General features: G+C 43.2%; 10 protein-coding genes. All 10 read left to right on the forward strand.

The window, feature by feature from the left end; translation table 11 throughout:
* Positions 1–18: 18 nt before the first annotated feature.
* The 10 genes from IE164_RS09485 to IE164_RS09530 are packed head-to-tail and all read left to right on the forward strand — an operon-like array spanning position 19 to position 15188.
* Positions 19–462, forward strand: a complete 444-nt coding sequence (locus IE164_RS09485; RefSeq protein WP_189629975.1) for a phage tail protein — start codon at positions 19–21, stop codon at positions 460–462.
* Between the two features lie 7 nt (positions 463–469).
* Complete coding sequence (locus IE164_RS09490; RefSeq protein ID WP_189629976.1) at positions 470–634, forward strand: DUF5908 family protein; 165 nt, start codon at positions 470–472, stop codon at positions 632–634.
* The gene (locus IE164_RS09495) at positions 634–1287 is read left to right on the forward strand and encodes a CIS tube protein (RefSeq protein WP_189629977.1); all 654 of its coding nucleotides are present in this window, start codon (positions 634–636) and stop codon (positions 1285–1287) included. The genes IE164_RS09490 and IE164_RS09495 overlap by 1 nt, the downstream gene beginning before the upstream one ends.
* Position 1288: 1 nt before the next feature.
* Positions 1289–3079, forward strand: a complete 1791-nt coding sequence (vgrG, locus tag IE164_RS09500) for a type VI secretion system tip protein VgrG (protein WP_189629978.1) — start codon at positions 1289–1291, stop codon at positions 3077–3079.
* A 5-nt stretch (positions 3080–3084) separates the two neighbouring features.
* Complete coding sequence (locus IE164_RS09505) at positions 3085–3384, forward strand: PAAR domain-containing protein (protein ID WP_189629979.1); 300 nt, start codon at positions 3085–3087, stop codon at positions 3382–3384.
* A gap of 3 nt (positions 3385–3387) precedes the next feature.
* The gene (locus IE164_RS09510) at positions 3388–3813 is read left to right on the forward strand and encodes a GPW/gp25 family protein (RefSeq protein WP_189629980.1); all 426 of its coding nucleotides are present in this window, start codon (positions 3388–3390) and stop codon (positions 3811–3813) included.
* Entirely contained in the window at positions 3810–7901 is a 4092-nt protein-coding gene (locus tag IE164_RS09515) for a baseplate J/gp47 family protein (protein ID WP_189629981.1), read from the forward strand. The genes IE164_RS09510 and IE164_RS09515 overlap by 4 nt, the downstream gene beginning before the upstream one ends.
* Complete coding sequence (locus tag IE164_RS09520) at positions 7898–10564, forward strand: hypothetical protein (RefSeq protein WP_189629982.1); 2667 nt, start codon at positions 7898–7900, stop codon at positions 10562–10564. Before IE164_RS09515 ends, IE164_RS09520 begins: the two co-directional genes overlap by 4 nt.
* The gene (locus IE164_RS09525; protein WP_189629983.1) at positions 10561–13857 is read left to right on the forward strand and encodes a contractile injection system tape measure protein; all 3297 of its coding nucleotides are present in this window, start codon (positions 10561–10563) and stop codon (positions 13855–13857) included. The genes IE164_RS09520 and IE164_RS09525 overlap by 4 nt, the downstream gene beginning before the upstream one ends.
* Positions 13858–13874: 17 nt before the next feature.
* Entirely contained in the window at positions 13875–15188 is a 1314-nt protein-coding gene (locus IE164_RS09530) for an ATP-binding protein (protein ID WP_229838604.1), read from the forward strand.
* Positions 15189–15243: the final 55 nt, after the last annotated feature.

Raw genomic sequence — 15243 nt, forward strand, 5'->3', positions numbered from 1 at the left:
TTTTGAACTAAGCTAGCCATGGATTATCCGGCTCCGTCATTTTACTTTTCTTTATCCTTCGATGGTATATCCGGAGATGCCGATGCCGGCTTTCAGGAGGCTTCGGGCATTAGTGCCGAAATAGAAACAGAGGAGGTGGCCAATGGAGGAGACAATACTTTTAAGTATAAACTTCCTAAGGCTACTAAGTATTCGAATTTGGTTCTCAAAAGAGGCATTCTGTCGCCAAATTCGGCACTTACCCAGTGGTGTATAGAAACACTGACATCAGGGCTGGACTCAGCCATTAAAACCAAGTCGATTAATCTTTCCTTGCTTAATGCGGATAAGTCGCCCCTGATGACCTGGAATTTTGTGAATGCTTATCCGGTAAAATGGAACATTTCGGATCTAAAGTCACAAGAAGATGGCATAGTGGTGGAAACGCTAGAGTTTGCCTACAACTCATTTAAAAAGTCTTAACAGCCTTATGCCAGTAGAAATCAAAGAACTCATCATTAGGACTAACATAGTGGCCAATCAAGGACGCCCTTCCTCGAGAGAGAAAAAGCTCACAGATAAGGAAAAGCGTGAGTTGATTGAAAGCTGTGTTCATCAGGTGGTTAAAATCATAGAACGTAACAAAGAGCGATAATGGCATTGAAGCAACTTATGATAAGGGCTTTTAAGGATGATACTTTTGGATCGGAGATAGGGAGTTATACGGCTATGCTCAATCCGGAGTCTTACACCCAAAGCTATAATATAAGCTACAATGAAGAACAGGCTCCGGGAACCCCGGAGGCTACTTTGAAGTATGAAAAATCTACTCCAACCACGCTTAAGTTCGACCTTATATTTGACGCCACCGGGGTGGTCAATACCAGTGTTACTGATGTAGGCAGCGAAATACAGAAATTTCGAAAGGTAGTTTATGATTACAATGGCAACATTCATAGTCCTAATTACCTGGAAGTAACCTGGGGAAATGCACTGGTTTATCAGTGTAAGCTTACTGGTATGACGGTGAATTACACACTCTTTAAATCAGATGGAACTCCCTTGCGGGCTAAGGTTACGGTAGACTTTAAGGAGTACGTAGCGCCCACCAAACCTATCAAAGACAATTCACCGGATATGACCCATGTGAAAACAGTGGTCTCTGGCGACTTGTTGCCATCACTCACATACAATGTATATGGCGATGAAACGCACCTGCTAAAGGTTGCCGAGCACAATAAGCTCGATTCCATTCTCCACCTTAAGTCAGGCTCTACCCTTTATTTTCCACCATTAGCTTCACAGTAACATGCCTTCAGCACCGGTAAGTAGCGAAACGTATTTGATCACCTACCAAGTGTTGGCGAACGGTAGCCCTATTGATTCTACCTATAATGTCACTTCTATAAATATTCAGAAGGAGGTAAATAAAATAGCTACCTGTGAAATAGTGGTGTTAGATGGGAGTGCTTCGCAAGAAGACTTTCCAATCAGCGATTCAGACACTTTTGTTCCGGGTACTTCCATTGAAGTAAAAATGGGCTATGAGAGTCACAATGAAACCGTGTTTAAAGGAATTGTGCTTCGTCAGGGCCTTCGTGTAATGGGCGGACAAGGGCCCGTTTTGGAGGTGGTGTGCAAAGATGAAGCGGTAAAAATGACCGTTGGCAGAAAGAATGCTTACTATAAAGACACAACCGATAGTGATGCCATAAGTAAAGTAATTGGAAACTATGGAGGCCTAACAGCTGATGTATCTTCCACTTCAGGCCAGCTACCCGAAATTGTTCAGTACTATGCCACTGATTGGGATTTTATACTTTCCAGGGCAGAGTTCAATGGTATGATAGTAACTACTGAAAGCGGAAAGGTTTCAGTAAAAGACCCTGACAGTGAAACCACTGAAGTTTTAGAGGTGGTCTATGGGCAGGATATTCTTGATTTTGATGCATCGGTAGATGCGCTTAATCAATATAAATCGGTGAAAGCCAATGCCTGGGATATGAAAAATCAGCAAATCATATCGGGGCAGTCAAGCCTTTCAGATTACTCTCAAGGCAATATTTCGAACAGCAAACTGGCCGAAGTGATTGGTCTTAGCGACTTTGAATTGCAGTCTACCGCTCCCTTAGATTCAGGTAGTCTCAACACATGGGCCAAAGCACAAACCACCAAGTCTAAGTATGCGAAAATAAGGGGTTCGGTGAGTTTTCAGGGCAATGCAAAAGCCTTGCCTGGCACGCTCATTAGTATAGGTGGTATGGGAGGGCGATTTAATGGGAAAGCCTTTATTTCCGGGGTAGAGCATAAGCTTTCCGCTGGTAACTGGATCACGGAAGTGCAAATGGGAATTTCTCCCGACTGGTTTACTTCTCAGGTGCGCATGCAAGCACCTCTGGCATCAGGGCAGCTGCCCGGAATCCAAGGACTTCAAAATGGTACGGTAAAGCAGATCAATGAAGATCCGGATGGTGAATTCAGAGTGCTGGTAGACGTACCCATAATTGCGCCCGGAGGTGATGGAGTGTGGGCACGATACGCCAATTTTTACGCAACCAATGAGGCCGGCTCCTTCTTTTATCCTGAGGTTGGCGATGAAGTGGTATTGGGTTTTCTTAATGATGATCCCAGGTACCCCATAGTTCTTGGCTCATTGTACAATAGCAATAGCAAAAACGCGCCTTACACGCCCGATGAGACCAATAGTACTAAGGCGATAGTTACCAAGAATAAACTCAAACTGATTTTTGATGATGAAAACAAAGTGGTGACCATTATAACTCCTGGCGAAAACCAAATGGTGTGGAGCGATCAGGATCAGAGCATCACCATTAAAGATCAGAATGAAAATTCAATAGAAATGTCATCGTCTGGGATCACTATAAAAAGTGCCTCCAGCATGACTCTGCAAGCGGCTGAGTCCATTACCATGAAGGCAGGCGAAAGTGTCACTGTTCAAGGTGGGGAGTCAGTATCCATACAAGGGGCGAGCATTAGTGCTCAGGCCGATATGGAAGCATCGATTGAGGGAGGAACCAGCACATCGATTTCAGGAGGTACAGAAGTTTCCATTAGTGGAGCTATGGTAATGATTAATTAAGCCAAATGCCACCAGCAGCACGCCTTACCGATTTTCATGAATGCCCGATGGAAGATCCGGCCCCGGTGCCAATACCCCATGTGGGAGGCCCCATTGTAGGACCTGGTGCTCCAACGGTAATCATTGCGGGTATGCCAGCCTCTGTGGTAGGCGATATGCTCGTATGTGTAGGCCCGCCCGATGCCGTGGTTAAAGGCAGTACCACGGTGATGATTGAGGGCCGACCGGCAGCCCGTATGGGCGATGAAACAGCACATGGAGGTACCATACTTACCGGTGCACCAACAGTAATGATAGGAGGATAAGGCATGGACGATTTTTCTAAGAAAACATTTCTGGGTTCAGGATGGGGTTCGCCTCCAACCTTTGTAAAAGGTGCTAATCAGGTAATTATGACCAAGGATGTGGCTAACATTAACCAAAACCTTTCTGTTCTTTTTAAAACCAAAAGAGGAGAACGGGCGCTCAATCCTAACTATGGTTCTCAATTGAATAAGTTCATTTTTGCAGCTCAGTCGGGTATTGCCACTAAAGAAATTGAGAGCTCGCTCAAACGCACAATTCAATTTTATGAACCGCGTATTCTGGTCGATGAAATAGCTATTCAACTACGCAATGAGGAAAATGGCATTATCATTATTTCGGTTTCTTACACCCTTAGAAAGGTGAATTCCCGCCACAATTTTGTCTTTCCATTCTACATCAATGAAGGCACTTATCTGGATACTAAATGAGTAGCCTTCACCTCCATAGAGCCCCCTTTGATTTCTTGAGTAGCAGCCAGAATGCCCTCATCAATCCATATTTAGACCCTAAGAAAGTGAAGTTGGATGAGCGCAGAGATACCGAGCTAATGGCTTTTCTTTCGAAACTGGCTGAACAGTTCTGGTACTACGATACTAACGACCAAAAACAAGGGGATTGGAGCGATTTTTTTAAAACCGACCTCACAGCCTTGTTGGCTACAATTAGTGAGCATTCCAAAGAAGACGAATACGACCGTGTACTCAATTTTTTAAACGGGATACCCTATACCGTAGAAAAGGCCAATCAGGCTGAGTTTTTATGGCTGATTTTTGAACGGGTTTTTAAAACGGCTCTTGAGGTTAACCAGTGGTACTATGTGATGACTCAATTCCATGTAAACCACTCGTTTCAAACCTATCTCAATCAAATGATATGGCAGAAGCTTAGCTTCTGCTTTAACCGCATTTACTCACTGTATTTTGAGGCGGTTAGACAAGAAGTGATTGACGACAAAGAAAAGATAGATGATCTGTTTAAAAAGCTTCAAGGGTTGCAGGCTATATGGAATTTTGAACCATTTCCTACTACGAAAGACCTAAGCAAATATCATTCTGGAAAAAGAGGGAAGGCTTACTTCAAAGCTTTGGAAAGTTCAATAAAGGACTTTTACAATCTCTACGGCTCCATTACCCAACATGCCCGAAAAGCCTACTATAATAGCCTGAAGAGTGGTACTGTGGAGCCCCACATAGCCTTAATTTCAGCTTTTTTAAAGGTGTATAAGCACCAGCAAAAGGCCCTCAATAAGTTGGTGCCAAAGCATTTACAGTTTTACTATGAAGATGTGCTCGATTTTCGAAAGCTCGGTGCCCAACCCGATAATACTTACCTGTTGTTTAGCCTGAACAAAGGTCAAACACCTTATGGACTTAAAGCCAAAACCCAATTAGCGGCTGGGGCAGATTCCCAAGGCAATCCACTTGTTTTTGAGACACGCAAAGAGCTATTGGTGGTGCCTTCTGTGATTGGGCAATACCTTACCATGTTATCATCCGGAGATGAAGGCGCAGCTGATGGTCTGGCTAAGACCTTTTATACTTCTGAGGTAACGGGTTATGGGCAACCCGTTATCGATAAAAACACAGGTAAGTACGAAGACTTTTACATGTTTGGACAGCCCGATCAGGCGTCTGTAAACACGTTACCTAAAGCCATACTTGGTTTTGCCCTTGCTTCTCCGGAACTGTGGGTTGAAGGGGGAGAGCGTCAGCTTAAAATTACCTTCAATCTGCCTACAGATGGTCAAACAGAGCCGGATAAGACGATGAACAGTACGACTGTGGATCTATCTTCTCTTCTCGATGTTTCGATTACAGGAGAAAAGAAGTGGCTGCAGCCATCGTGTTACACGGCCATACTTACCGGCAACCAACTAGAGCTCACCCTCGGTTTAGACCGAGGGGTTGCGTCCGTAAGCGGTTACAACACTAAAACACACGGACCGGGTTATAACACCTCCTGGCCGGTACTAAAGGCCCAATTGACCCAAAACGGTACTAGTACCAGTTGCACAACCCAAAAGGCAAATGAGTTAAATACCCAAAATGCTTATCAGGTATTATCGTCTATTGATTTCACCACTTTTACCATAGAGACTAGTGTAAAAGACCTTACAAACATTAGTCTAATGGCTGGTGCACAAAGTGTACCCGCCACTGCTACCATAACCCCATTCGGAAGTGTTCCGGCTGTTGGCTCTCGTTTGCTTGTTGGTAACTACGAAGCTTTTATAAAGCACACTCAGTCCATGTGTATCAACATGAGTTGGGTCAACCTACCATCTGCTAAAGAGTTTAGTGAGTACTATGAGGCCTACAACGCCTATCTCAAAGTCAATCCGCCTGCTTCGGGCAAGTTTACTTTTTCACTTGATGCTTATACTTGCGATTTTTCCTGGTTAGACCAGGGGCAATGGCAAAGTGGAGCGGCTGATGTGGAGCTGTTTGGAAATAGCACCTGTCCTATATCAGATCAGACTACGGAGGGTGGAGATTCCAAAAACTCTAAAGAGAAGAAGTATTTGTTCTGCCAGATTGTTCATTGGTTATGGGGTATTATCAAAAGATTAAATCCTAAGCACAAAAAGCCCAAAGTTTCTACTCCGGAGACTACTTCCATAAACTACAATGTAGGGCTGGACAACAATCTAGAACCCGACTATACGCTCAATTCTTCATTGAAATACTCGGATAAATCGAAATCGGGTTTTGTCGGACTCACGCTTACTCAGCCTGAACAGGCATTTGGCAATGAACTTTATCCGAAGGTGGTTTCGGCAGTTACCATGCAAAATACCATGAGTGCCGCCAAGAAGTTTACACTTGGCAGCTCAATTAAAAAATTTCTTACTCTGGCGCCCATACTTCTTCTGATAGCCATCATTCTTGGACTAGTTGGAACGGTGAGCATTCCGAAAAAAACGCTGAGTTTGTTTAAGAAAGAGCTAACCATTGAAAAAGGTGCGATTACCATTAGTTCCGATAGCGTAACCATCGCTCACCAAAGCATTGGTGTAAATGGGAAGGCACCGGCATTTCCCAAAAGTAACCGAACGGTAAAAACTACTGTAGTTCTGCTGGTTCTGGTGGCTCTTGTGATTGTGTACAAATTCTTTCTTAGCCGTAAAACCTTTAAATCCGTTCCCAATAAACCATACATACCCAAGGCAAAAGACATATCGCTGTCATATACTGCCTCTTATACAGTTACACCCGGGGCCGATTCAAATCATCAATTTTATCGCCTGCATCCCTACGGTATAGAACAGGCGCAAAAACAGTCAAAGCAGACTCTAATTGCTCAATACCCTGCAAGCGGATATGTGTTCCTGGGGTTCGATTCACTGATTCCCAACATCACTCTGACGCTTTTCCTTGGAGTGGAAGATAGACAGGACACCACCATTTCGGATGACTTTCACTCTGTTGGGGTAGAATATCTTACCTCCAATGGCTGGCTTTCTACACAGGTTTTGACGGACTCTACTTACGGTTTGAACAAAACCGGAACCATTACATTTCAGATAGCTGATGATGCAGCGAAGAACAACTCTATAATGCCTGCCAATTGCTATTGGGTGCGTCTTTCAGGTACTCGGTTGCAGGTAAACCAAACTAAACTCACAGTGATGGCTACCAATGGGGTGTTAGCTTCCAGGCGTATAGAGAAAGACAACAGAAACCAAAGGTTAAATACCATAGCCGCAGGCACCATTAAAAGTTTTATCGAGCCGCTACAACCTATTGCTAAAGTAGTACAGCCCTTTGCCTCATTTGGAGGTGAAGAGACAGAGTCTGCCAGTCAGTTTCATCAGCGAGTAGCTCAACGCATTGGCCATAAAGAGAGAGGAAACTCTGTGGAAAGTATACAGTCTATAGTGCTCGATAAGTTTAGGGATATCTATGGACTCAAGGTTGTGCCGGGTAAGTTTTTGCCTGAGGTTTCGGCTGATGTTATTACACTTACCATTGTCCCCTGGGTAGATAGTGCATTGGCCAAAGATCTGTTTAAACCTGTGGCTCCGGCCAATATGCTCACTGAAGTACTTCAGCTACTTACTGATAAAATGAGCGATGAGCTTAACCTGGAAGTAAAGCATGCCGGGTTCGAACCCGTCAAAGTTTCAGCGCAGATTACCTTTAACCAATCCGATGAATACTTTGGCCTGGCCAGGCAACTTAATAATGAGTTTAAATACTTTCTTTCCCCCTGGATTAAGGGAAATAGTGGAGCGTATTCAGGAAAAACGCTCTATGTCAATGATATTATCCAATGGATTAGTAATAGGCCTTATGTATCAAGCTTCGATCATCTGAAGATATACCTGAATGGAAGAGAGCTTTATAGTGTAGATCATGCCTCCGATACCGTTAATGCTCAGGTAATTGCGGCTTCGAGTCCGCTCAATATCCTTATCTCAGCTTCGAGTCATCATTTTTACCCGCCTCAAGAGGTAGCCGTAGCTATTCCTGCTTCTCATCAACCAGTTCAAAGTCCACAAACGATTATGGCATGAGTGTAGAAGTCAACCATATGACCATACCCAAGGAGGTTAAGAAAGATGCGCACGTGAACTACGATGCCATGTTTAGGGAAGCCATTGAGGCAATAGGTGAAATGGCGGGCGAAAACTGGACCAACTACAACCCTTCAGATCCCGGGGTAACCATACTCGAATATCTGTGCTATGGACTGCTGGATCTGGGGTATAAAAGTAGTTTTCCTATGAAGGATCTACTTACCGACAAGGAGGAGGAAGTTAAAACACGTAACCGGTTCTATACAGCCCGGCAGATACTGTTTTCCAACCCGTTGACAAGCAAAGATTTTCGAAAGGTGCTTGTAGATAGGGTAGAAGAAATAAAAAATGTTTGGCTTGAAAAGAGTAATACACAGCATGGTTTTTCAGGTACTTATGAGGTGTTCTTCGAGTTGAGCGATAGCCTGAAAACTGAATTTCTTTCCGTTTATAATGAGTCTTTGCCTGGGCCAAAACAGCAGCTTCGACAAGAGTTTCAGGAGCAGTTGTTGGTCATTATCAATGGAATCAATGCCATACTTCACCAGCATAGAAATTTAGGAACCATTTTCTACCGTCCAACGCTGCTGGCCCCGCTAAAAGCAGAGGTACAAGGCAGTTTTTATCTGTCTAAAGAGGCAGATGTGGAGAAAACCATTGCCAAAATTTTCTTTACTCTAAATAACTACTCATCCCGTTTTATACATTTTAAAACCTATGGGCAGCTCAAAAAAGATGGCCTTTCGGTAGGAGATATTATGGAGGGGCCAAGGCTCTCCAATGGCTTTATTAACGATAGCGATCTACAGCCAAGAAAATCAGTTATTGATACAACCACCCTAAAATCACAATTGGTAGCTGTAAGTGGCATAAACAGTGTTTTTTCGTTCGGGGTGGAAATGCCAAATTCCGAAAACACAACGGGTAAAATAAAGATACCCAAACTTACTTCACCTTTTTTCGACTACACCAATGCGGCTCAGCTTCTGACCGATAAGGAAAGTCTGTTCCAGATATATCATGGAGAACAGCGCATTTTTAATGTAGATCAGGCAAAGATAAATGCCTACTACCAATCGTATACCCAGCGAAAGGCTGTTAGCAGTTATAGTTTTAAGGAAGAATTGGGCCCACAAATTCCTACGGGGAAGTTTAGAAATGTTGAGAAGTTCTATTCCCTACAAGAGTTATTTCCATCGCTCTATGGCCTTCAAACCACAAGAAATTTAGACGGACTATCCAAAGAGAGGAGGGGACAGATTAAACAGCTCAAAGCCTATGTGATGCTTTTTGAGCAAATCATAGCTGACCATCAGTCTCAACTGGCTCATTTAGGAGAATTGCTTTCGTTCAATTCGGGGGTGAAGGTGGCTAAGCCATTGTGTAATACTTACTATGCTCAAGGTTTGTATGACAGTCCTGGGGCGGAGTTGATCCTTAAGGCCTTTGATGTATACAAGAACAGAAACAGTTATTTAGATCAGTACCCATCTACCAACTGGAACGAGTTCAAAGCCGATCCATTTAATCTGTATGAAGATAGACTGGCTAAGAGCAAGGCTTCGGAGAAGGTCAATATTAGAAGAAAGAACCAAATGCTTTCTCATGTGCTGGCGCGTTATGGGCAGCAGTATAATCTGGAGTCTCTGTTGGAGCTAAATCCCCGATATGGTAATTACAAACTGGCGAGAGTAGAAAATATTAGTGCTTTGCTCAAAAACTTTGCGCTTTACGGAGGAAACCTGAGTCGTTCTTATTTTTTACCGGAGCACTTAAAAAAGCGCAAAAGGACCAGCAAACTAAGGGCTATCAGAACCGATTTGTTTAGTGGGTTGGAGTATAAAATGGGCTTGCTCTTTCAACTGAATAACTATTACAAAGGCATCATTGATGTGGTTTCGCGTGGTTTGGCAGAAAATGACCCTAACCTTCAAACCGATGAGTTTTTTGGGCCAGCTCCAAACACTACGCCTGAAGAGCCACTAAGCATACGGTTTTTGCAGGTGAGCTATTATGATGAAGAAATTCTAAAACTGCCTAATCCAACCAATAAAAGTCCGGAGACACTAATCGCCAGCTACTTAACCGCCTTGCGCAAATGGGTACATGAAACCAAAGGTTTCGTATTGATAGATAACAGCCTCATTGTAGATAACCTTCAGGCTGAACAATGGCAAATACTTAGAAATAGCCAGCCTGTGTTGCTTAGAAGAAAGGGAAGTAAGCAGTCTCCCCAAAGTGTAAATCTCCGGCAGGCTCAGCGGGTTGTTGAACAATATGCCAATGACTGGAGTAACGACTCACTAGAACTAAACTGCCATTGGCAAGCCAATGAAAATACCGAATCGGTTAGCTCGGGGCAGAGTCTTTTCAACGGACATGTCAGTTTGTTTTTACCAAAATGGGTTTGTCGCGTTGCTCAGCCCGATTTTCTACAAACTTTTCTTACGCAAATAGCAAAAGAAGGACCACTACAGCTTGTGTATAACCTAAGCCTCATAGACCAACCCGCTATGAACGAGCTGCTGGGATTAAAAAAGACATGGTTGGGAGGCAATTATGAAATTCAGCAAGGAAAAAACATGTCAGAAGAGGCTATCGAGGCTACCCGCTTACTGGCTCAGTTCATTCTTCATCAACCCATCCACTTAACTCAATGAAAGAAGGAAGTCACATAGTGAAAAGTAAGGTATTTGAGGTTTCCTTCAATTTGGAAAAGCAAGGAATCGATTTTCAGAAGCGCCTTTCCCAGCTCATTAAAGAAGAGCTTAATAGCATTACGGAGAGATGCCTTGCCCATTTCGATAGCCCCATAACTCAATACATACACCGTATTGAGTTAAATCTGAGAGACATTCCGTACGATGGGTTTGAAAAGCTTTTGCCTCAATTGTATGAGGAAAAACTTATGAAGGCCCTGACTGAAAGACTTTCAGACCAGCAAAAGAAACCCACAGAACCGAGGTCCAAGTCAGGCTCTGATCATGTGATAGTCATGATCCGCTACTTTCTTATGAAAGGGTATATGCCCTGGAACTTCAACAATGCTAATTGGAACTCATTCAATGAACTCTTTGACCATGCCTTTTTAAAACACGAGCAAGAACTTCTTCAGGAGCTTCAACTTCTGCTAAAATCATCGGCAGCAAGGGTTCGGTTAGTGAACCACATCAATGATCGTTCTACCAAAGAACTGGTCCGTAAAGTAGAACCGGCCCAAGCCGAACTGATTATATCCTATCACAAAGATTGGATGAACATTCAGAAAAGACAGCCGGTTTTCAAGTCTAACGAGAAAGAACTTTCAAAACGTTTTTGGCTTTTTATACTCAATTACCTCTATGAAGAAAGGGGTTCGTATTTTAATACTAAAGCCTTCTTGTTGAGTACCTTAAGACAGGTGGCTTCGCACTTTAATGTGTCGTTTGAGTTTGCTATTTCCCTGCTTCAGCATAGTTATGAAGCCGAGGCGAAAAGCGGTGCCAAGGGCACCTTTCACGATATGATAGGCGATATTCTCAATGAATACCACTTGCAGGAGGGCTTTCCCAGTAATGCGCAAGACGAACGCCAAGAGCTAGCCAGCAACCTCTTAAGTCTTGATCAATTGTGTGCTTTCGCTTTGCACAACGAATGGAAGTCCACGTTGCCCCAATCCAGTCATTTGGTTGAAAAATCCATTGCCCATTGGGTGCAGAAGAGACCTCAGAAGATTATTGAACTCCTAAAAAACCTGGCTATTAATGTACAGGCAGTATATGACTTTATCTATCCCCTGAGCGAGCCTGCTATTCACGGTTTGGTAAGAGTACTCGCTCCCGGTGAAGAAAGGCACATAATACAATACCAGGATCAGGTTGTCAGAATACAAAAGGAAAAGAACATACTCGCACATAGCGGAACCAATTTCTCCAAACTCATATGGAGTATGGTAATCTTAATCCTGGCCGATAATCATGGTAGCTATTTCAACCATAAAACTTTTACAAGAGCACTTGTTCAGCAAATGGCCCGGCAGTACAATATAGCCTACAAAACACTTCTTCAAAGCTTGTGGGACAACCTAAAGGCAACAAGTGCTGAAAGAAATGGTTTTGTCAGACTTTTCAATTTAATAAAAGATATATATAACGAAGACTTTGGGGGAAATACCAAGACAAAGGTAAGGCCACTGGCTCTAAAGGAAATAGAGATCATTTGGCTCTACCGGTCCATTAACGAGCAGCGACTGGTTAAAGAGATCGAGGCACAAGGATACCGTCACCTGGATGAGTTTCTGAAACTATACATAGAAACTGAGCCTCAATCCTTTTATCAACTCATACTAAAACATCATAAAGAAGGACTCTTCAATCAAAAACTTCTAAAACTAATGAGTTCCAGGCTTTTATGGATTCTGCTTAGGGAAGTACAACCCCGGGAAAGTGTTCATTGGCAGCGGCTTTTAGAAGCAGCTGAGGAGGTTCCATCCCTTAGAATTCTAAATCCTGCTGCTCACCAAAAGGTAATTAGAGAGTTTGTATTTGCGTTTGTGCTAAATCCGGCAGGCTATCAAAGAGCAACAATTGAAAGAGCACTTCTTCAAATCACTGCCAGACATGGTGTAGATTTCAATGCCTTCATAAGGTCTTTTCTCTGGCTCATTAAAACCACTCAACATGAGCAGTTACTAGTACCTGTAGTTCAGATAGCTGAAAAATACCGAATAGCCACAGATAGTCGACCTGAGAAGCTGGATGCCAAAGACCAGGAGCATGACCCTCAAAAGCTAGATGCAGCCATGACCGATCAGCTAATGACTATTCTACTCTCCGGCATCCATGGTATTTTTGATAGAAAAAGTGCCATTAAACTCGGCTTTAAATCGGTAGACGAGGTTCTGACCTATTTAAGAAAAAACCGTCCTGACCGACTTAAGAAGTCCATGGGTAGTTTACAAATGGAGAGCCATCCTTTTGTTGGAATTGGCCGTGAGATACCTCTAAGCTCCTTTTATGCTCTTTTAATAACACTTAAACCGCAAGAGGGGCGCATGTTAGTTGAATTGCTGAGAATACTCGAACTAAACCTTCAAGGAAGTTCTCAATCGCTTAATCGATTCCTGAGTGCTGCGCGTTCTCTGGCTCTTGTTAACCTAAGCAGGAGAGTATTCAATCTCAACCATTTTCTGGAAGAGTTTGCAGCACTTATTCTAAGTACTGCTCCCGGGGTTTATATTCAGGTTATACCCATTCTTACCAAAAACTTATCTTCATTGAGTCTGCCGAGCAGTGGCAATGTCACTTCTGCCATTCATCAGTTGGAGAAGCACCTGAATCATAGTATTGATCTACGCTCTCCAATGGATAAAGAGTCACTAAAGAAACTAATTGAGCAGGAATACTTTAAGAAAGGGCTTTCAAAGGAGTCTACCACCATACCCTATTTTGAGGAAACCACCAATGCTATTTTCGATGAGGTGTACATTAACAATGCAGGTTTAGCCATTGTAAATTCTTACATCCCTGTTTTGTTTGAGCGATTTGGACTCGTTAAGTCCGGGGCTTTTCTTTCATCAGACCATCAGCAAAAAGCCGCTTTGTTGTTGCAATACATTATGCTGGACAGGCCACCACTTGACGAACACCATCTGCCTTTCAATAAACTCCTTTGTGGACTACCGCTCGAAGAACCTATTCAAACGGCACTTGTACCTACCGAGCAAGAAATGAAAATGGTTCATGGCCTGATTGAAGCCGTTATTCAACACTGGTCGAGTATAGGGAAAAGCAGTGTGGAAGGCTTTAGAGGCTCATGGCTTTGGCGCAAAGGTAAAATGGAACACAAAGAAGAAAACTGGCTTTTGCGGGTAGAGCAAAATAGCTACGACATTCTATTGGATCGAATTCCCTTCAGTCTTTCTCCAATAAAATATTCATGGATGCCAAAACCTTTAATTGTGGAGTGGAGATGAGCAATGTTCTTCAAAATATGGCCGCGATAGAGAAAGAAATGCAATGGTTTGTTCTTGTGTTGGATGACCGTTTTAGAGCCTATTTTGAACAAAACGAGCCATTGAATATTCCCCCGCCAGACCTATCTGAAGATCCTTCCAAATATGCTGAGACCGTTCGGCAACACAGCTTTAACGAAGAGGAGCGGCTTATTTTAATGCTGGCTATGGCACCACACCTTTGCCCGGAACGGTTAGACCTGTTCTTTACAAAAAATGCTCACTTCGACCGGGGCTTTACGGAGTTTGGCGGTTATCTCGGCAAATATCATGGTGGTTTTTTGCCCACGGGAGAAACAGCTGTGTTCCTTATAGCCCTCGGACATTTAGAACATAGAATACGGGCTATTTCATATTTTGAGCCTTGTCATCCTTTTATTCAGCATGAGATGGTCTTTCTTCAAGAGCAGCCTGAAAAGGAGCCTAAGCTAAGCCGTCCGCTGGTAATGAGTGAAAAGTACATTAAACGCTTTACCACAGGAGAGTTACACACACCTGAAAGTTATTCCGTGTTTCCAGCCAAAAAGATTAGTACGAAACTCGAGTGGACTGATCTGGTAATCGACAAGCACGTGAGAGAGGATATAAACCTCATAAAAGGTTGGATAGAGCATGGCCAGTACTTACTCCATGAACTGGAACTAGATCGGAAAATAAAACCAGGCTATAGAAGCCTGTTCTATGGTCCACCCGGAACGGGAAAAACCCTCACCGCATGCCTTTTGGGTAAATCTACCGGTAGAGAGGTTTATAAGGTAGACCTTTCTGTGATTGTTTCTAAATACATTGGAGAGACGGAGAAGAATCTGGCGCGCATTTTCGATTATGCCGAAAAGAACGATTGGATACTCTTTTTTGATGAGGCCGATGCACTCTTTGGTAAAAGAACACAGACCAATAGTTCCAACGACCGATTTGCCAATCAGGAGATAGCCTATCTACTCCAGCGCATAGAAGATTTTCCCGGAGTAATCATTTTAGCTTCTAACCTGAAGTCGAATATCGATGAAGCCTTTTCCAGAAGGTTTCAGTCCATGGTGTACTTCGGTATGCCCGATGCCAACCACCGGTTAGCCCTTTGGACCAAAATATTTGATGGACCATTGCAGCCGGAGTCTGCTCTCGACCTCCATGAATTGGCTACTAAATATGAGATATCGGGAGGTTCTGCCATAAATGTCTATCGTTTTGGTGCCCTGCGAGCCATGCTGCGCCAATCGGAAGTAATTCTAAAAAAAGATGTGATAGAAGGCATACAGAAGGAATTTCAAAAAGAAGGAAAAACACTATAAACCAACAGCCATGCAAGTAAATGATCCACAAAACGATACCAGCTAAAGGTCAAGG

This window comes from Roseivirga thermotolerans (genome assembly GCF_014653175.1).
Classification (GTDB): domain Bacteria; phylum Bacteroidota; class Bacteroidia; order Cytophagales; family Cyclobacteriaceae; genus Roseivirga; species Roseivirga thermotolerans.